At 61.5% G+C, this 5600-nt stretch carries 2 protein-coding genes; both read right to left on the bottom strand.

The window, feature by feature from the left end:
- A partial coding sequence (locus Q0288_RS13490) for an SdrD B-like domain-containing protein (RefSeq protein WP_299431277.1) occupies positions 1-2920 on the bottom strand: 2920 nt, incomplete at its 3' end.
- Positions 2917-5571, bottom strand: a complete 2655-nt coding sequence (locus Q0288_RS13485; RefSeq protein WP_299431275.1) for a hypothetical protein — start codon at positions 5569-5571, stop codon at positions 2917-2919. The genes Q0288_RS13485 and Q0288_RS13490, both read right to left, overlap by 4 nt.
- Positions 5572-5600 lie beyond the last annotated feature (29 nt).

Raw genomic sequence — 5600 nt, 5'->3', positions numbered from 1 at the left:
CCGAGACCGTGACCCCCAGGGGGGTCACGTTGATGGAGACTTGGGCTTGGTTGTGGCCTGGGTCGGGGTCGGGTTCGGTCTGGGCGGTGTTGCTGGCGATGGTGGTGAGGCTGCCTGTCTGGGTGGCGGTGGCGGTGATTTGCAGGGTGGCACTGGCCCCAGCACTCAGGCTGCCCACCGTCCAGAGCCCGGTTCCAGCCACATAGCTGCCCTGTGAAGGGGCGCTCGAGACAAAGCTCAACCCCGCGGGCAACACATCGCTGACCTGTACCCCGGTTGCATTTGAAGGGCCGTTGTTGCGCACCGTCAGGGTAAAGGTCACATTGCTTCCCTGGGCTGGGGTTGCGTTGTTGACGGTTTTGCTCACCATTTGCACATCGGCCTGTGACTCGAGGGTGGTGGGGTCGCTGGCATTGTTGTTGCTGGTATTGGCTTCCGCTCCACCCGATACTGTTGCAGTATTGGTGAGGTTGGCCGCTGCGTTTTGTGCTACGTTCACGCTAAGGGGAAAGCTGGTGCTGCCCCCGGCTGGAATGCTGGCTGTGCTGGTACAAATCACCACTTGCGGAGGCCCAGCGGTTGTGACCGAGCAACTCCAGCCAGTTGCCGAAGCAAAGGTCAGGCCCACCGGGAGAGTGTCGGTTACGGTGATGGTTCCCGCAGTGGCAGCCTGTCCTGTGTTGTTGACCTCGAGGGTGTAGACCCCAGTGGAACCGCGCACAAAGTTGCCGCTATGGGTTTTGCTGAGGGTCAGGTCGGGGTAGAGCACTGGAGTGATGGTTGGGTCAGACAAGCCTACAATTGTTGGATCATCGCTAAGCACATTTGTACTCGAGCCACCCGAGTAGCTGAACGTTATAGAAGCTTGGTTTGAAAGACTGTTAGGAGGCACCGGGCTAATGGCAACCTGTACCTGGAAGCGGATCGTAAGAGTCTGACCCGCACCAAGGGTATTGTTATTAAATCCACCTACGCCAACGTTGTTGCCAATTGCTCTAGCAGAGCTAAAAGGATAGGTGGTTGCATTCAGGCTGGTGAAGGAAGTGGGGTTGGTTCCCATAGCTGCTTCAGCGGTATTGCTGATGTAGCTTAGGCCGATGGGTAACACATCTTGAAGGGTGGCATTGTTGGTCGCTACCGCACCATTGTTTGTAATCTGAATGGAGTAGGTAAAAGTTGAGCCCGGGCTGGTGCTGGTGACCGAGGCAATCTTGGTCACTACCAGATTGGCTCCGATGCGGGTTATGGTTGGGTCGGCCAGGCCCACCACACCGGGGTCGTCGGTCAATACTGTCCGAGCCACCGAACTGGTGGTGTAGGTGATGCGGCCCTGGTTGGAGAGGGTTGCCGGTGGGTTGCTCTGTACGGTGACTCGGAAGCGAACGATCAGGGTCTCGCTGTTACTAAGGCTGCCGTTGTTGAAACTACTGGTACTTGTGCCCACGTTGCGCCCTAAGGCCCGCCCGTTGGGTTCGGCAAATGGGTAGCTGCCGCCATCGTTAACGTTGCTAAACGTGGGGCTGCCGGTGGTAACCACCGCCATCTGAAGTGAGCCAGTCACATAGCTGAGGCCAGGGGGCAAGGCATCAATCAACCGAAGTAAGGTACTGCTCAGGTCAATACCGGTATTGTTGGTGATCCGGAAGGTGTATTGAAAAGTCTGACCTACGCTGGCCGTGGCGATGACATTCCCGATGGCGTTGGTGTTTGAGTCGGCATTGGCCGTTTTGCTTACCGAGATGGGAGGCAAGCCGAAACCAAAATTTTGGTTGATTACGTTGCCATTCACAGTCAATTGCACGTTGTTACGCACCACATATCCACCAGAAGTAGCGCTGGGGTTGCGCGGGGTTGCTGCGTTGAGTTGAGGTTCGTTGAGTGGAACCCGAATGGTGTAGGTGCCAGCAGGAACGTTGGTGAAGTTATAAACCCCATTTACCGTTTGTGCGGTAGCGACAACCAAAGGGTTATTGTTGCTATCACGTCCTACCAATTCAACTGCAATGTTGTTGCCCAGAGCTTCACCGCTGTCCAGTGAATTGTTTGAGTTCGCATCGAAATAGATGGTGCCGGAAATATTGCCTGTTGCCAGACCTGTACAGCTAGTGAACTGAAGGTTGTCAATGGCCAGGTCGTTGCCGCCGCCGCCGGGTGCGTTGTTGCGGAAGCGCACAATGATGCGGTTGGAGGCACCCGAGTTGATTACACCGCCATACTCGCGCCAGATTGGGGTGCTGCTGTTGGGGATGTTGCCGGTGAGGGCAATTACTTGGCTTTCGCCTGCTTCGTCTACGGTTCCGTTGTTGTTGTCGTCCACACCCCGGCGGTCAATTTCCAGGTTGAGGTTGGGCAGGATAGAGGCGTTGTTGGCGATCAGGTTGATCACCGAGATGCTGAACTCGTAGTTGGTATTGGGCACGACCGTGAGGGTTTGCTCGTAGAAAATACCGGGCGTCTGTGCGGCATTGATGAACATGAACAGGTCGCGTTCGCCCCCGCCGTTGCGACCTCCGATAAAGCGGTGCCAGGCTCCATCCTGGCGGCTGTAGGTGCTGTTGGTGATTTCGTACTCGCCGTCCTCGGGACTGTAGTTGCTGGGGAAGTTAACCGAGTTGCGGTTGTTGAGGATGTAGGTGGTGGTGCCGATGGGGCGGCCCTCCGCATCCACGCCAGCGCTGATGCCGGGTACTGCGCTCAGCGCATAGCGTAAAGGACGAATGGTGGGTGTGGGGTTGGAACTGCTGGTGAGGGTGGGGGGCTGGGTTCCGGCAGGAGCCGTTCCGAAAGTACCATTGAGGGCGAACAGGTTGCTGCTGCGGGTACCACCTGCGTTGCTACAAAGATTGGTCTGGGCCAAGGCGGTTGAGCTTATGAATGCAACTACAAGGAGGTTGACGAAAATGTATCGCATGGCGTTCATCGGCCCCCTCCCAGAATGTCCAGCCGCATATAAAACCCTGGGGCGGTATCGGGGGTCAGGCCCGCAAAGCCGCCAAAGGTATAGCCTGCATTGAACCACAGCCCTTCTACCAGGCGGAAGCTGGCCTCGAGCGAGAAGGCGGTCGCGCTGCTATGGGTTCCGGGCTGCAATTGATGGTAGGCTGCGGCCCCCAGTCCAAGCCAGTCGGTGAAGTAGTGGTTGACCCCCAGACCAAACTGGTAGGTGTTGCCGGTCGGGTCGTCGAGCCGCAGGCGGTAGGCCAGGCTGGGCCGGAGCTGGAAGTGCAGACTGGGGTGGTAGCTGGTCGCGAGAGCCCCTTCGAAGACGCGCTCGCCCACGCTGCTGAGGCGGTGGTAGGTGAGCAGAGATACATCGCGCCCGCGCAGGGCGTAGGCCAGGGTGAAGCGACCCTCGGCGACGGGCAGAAGCTGGTAGTTGGCGTCCAGCGAAAGGGTCTGCTGGGCGTCGAGCTGTCCGGTGGCTCCCGCCCGCAGCACTACCTTGGGCTGTCCGGTTATCCAGGCAGTCTCACCCCCCAGGGTGGCGGAGAAATGGTCGGCCTGGTAGCGCAGGGCCATGCCAACAGCCAGCTGGTCACTGCCCGTGGTCAGGCTGCGTTCGTAGCCCGCGCTGGCGTTCAGGCTCCAGCGATCGGAAAGGGGGAGGGGGGCCTCGAGGCCAAACCGGGCCCGGTTGCCCTCACCCGCCGCGCCCGGTAGCTGGTAGGAGAGCGAGAGACTGGCGGCCTCGAGTTTTTGCCTCAGTCCAACGCTGCCCGAGAACCCTGCCCCCCAGGTCTGGGTCAGATCGGCCTCGGCGCTGAGGTTGGCGTCGAAGGCGTAGGTACTTTTGAGGCGGGTTGAAGCACTCTGCATGAGGCTGAAAGGTTGTGAGTGGGTTAGCTCGGTATTCAGGGCGCCCCCGCTCAGGCCCAGCCGCCCCAGGCCCGCCAGCGAAGCGGTTTCCCAGGTGTAGCCCAGCCCGCCCCCTATCGAGAAGGTGGGGTTCAGGCGGCGGGTGTAGAGCAGTCCACTGCGGTTGGCATCGCTGGCCTGGTGCTCGAGGGAGACCCTGTCGGCTTCGTTGAGGCTGTAGCTCACCTGAGCCTGGCCCTGCAGCCGGCCCTCGTAGACCAGGTTGGCTCTGGACTCCAGTGCACCGCTGCCGCCGCTCAACTCGAGGCCAAACCGCTCGCCGCCGCCCCGGCTATAGCTGGCTTTGAGGCCAAAACCCGGCATCTGGTAGGCGGCCTCGGCCCCGTAGCGCCAGCCCAGGCCGGGCAGGAGGGCAGCTCCCGAACCAATGCTGAAATTGCCGAACCTCCAGCGGAGTCCCGCTCCATAACCCAGCTCGCGCAGGCTGTTCTGCGGAGCGTAGGTTACCCGCAGGCGCACCGGCTGAAAGTCTGGGGCACTGGGCCAGAGTGGCTGGGCCAGGGTCAGGATGCCGCTAAAAGCATCCAGCACGTAGTCTTTCAGAGGCTCGAGGCGGGTCTCGCGGGCTCCCACCAGCAGCACCACCTGCTCGCTGCCGGGCTCAGCAGGGCCAGACAGCCGGTAGAAGCGGGTGCCATCGGGCTGAATCAGGTCCGTCCAGGTGCTAACAGGTAGCCAGCCGACAAAACCCTGCACTGCTAAATCATCCCGGGTCTCGAGGCGCAGGGCGGTTCCCTGGGGCAGCCCACTCACCCCGAAGACCCTCAACGGGTCGGCCAGGTAGCCCAGACTGAAGCCTTCCTGGTCGTAGCGCACTGCGACGGGGTCGTCCGAGCGCAAAGGGAGCTGGGTTTCGTTGCCCGAGCCGGTCAGGGGGAAACGCCCGGTGGGGTCGGGCTGTTCGCGCAGGCCCGTTTCTACCTGGGGCTGGCCTTGATTAAATCGGAGCGAACCGTCCAGCGCGGCCCGCAGGATTCCATCGCCTAAAGGGCCCTCCAGATAGCCGCGCCCCAGGCCGAACCCCTGGATGCTCTCGCCAAAGCGGACTCCCACGCTGCCCTGGAACTGCCACAGCCGGTTCTGGCGGCCCAGCACAAAGAACTCGGCCTGGCCCTGTAGTTCGCCGGTGGCCAGTCGCAGGCGCAGGGTGGTGGGGGTGGCGATGGGCTGTAGCCGCAGGAGGGCCACCCCATCTCGCAGCAGCAACTGGTAGCCCGACAACAGCGGGAAGGCATCGGCCTCGAGCGGTTCACCCGAGGTCTCCACCGTGAGGGCGCCAAACCCGGAGGGCAGGCCCAGGGCATCCAGCGCCCGCACCTCGAGCTCAAGCGGGGTACGACCATCGGCCAGCAAGCGCAGCGGACGCACTTCCAGCCGGGTCGGGCTGCCCACCAGGAAGACCTCTACCCGGTCGGAACCGGCGGCGGTCTGTACCTTGATCAGGTTGCGGCCCGGTTGCAGCGGCAGGCCATAGTACTCGAGGCGCTGGATGCCGGCGCCGCTATCGTAGGTGGCCCGGCCCAGGTTTTTGGAGTCCACCGCCTCGCCGTTCAGGGTCAAACGGGTCTCGAGGCCGTAGGGGGTTTGCAGCACCACCCGGGTCTTGTCCACCCGGAAGATGCTGCCCGGTAGCGGGTCCAGGATAAAGCCCTCGCGGATTCGGGCCTCCAGCGGCTTGGCTGACTGGTATGCCATTACTGTGCTGTTCCGTAATCCCTTTGGGA

The sequence above is a fragment of the uncultured Meiothermus sp. genome (assembly GCF_937863175.1).
GTDB lineage: Bacteria > Deinococcota > Deinococci > Deinococcales > Thermaceae > Meiothermus.
This window is presented reverse-complemented; position numbering and strand designations above follow the sequence as displayed.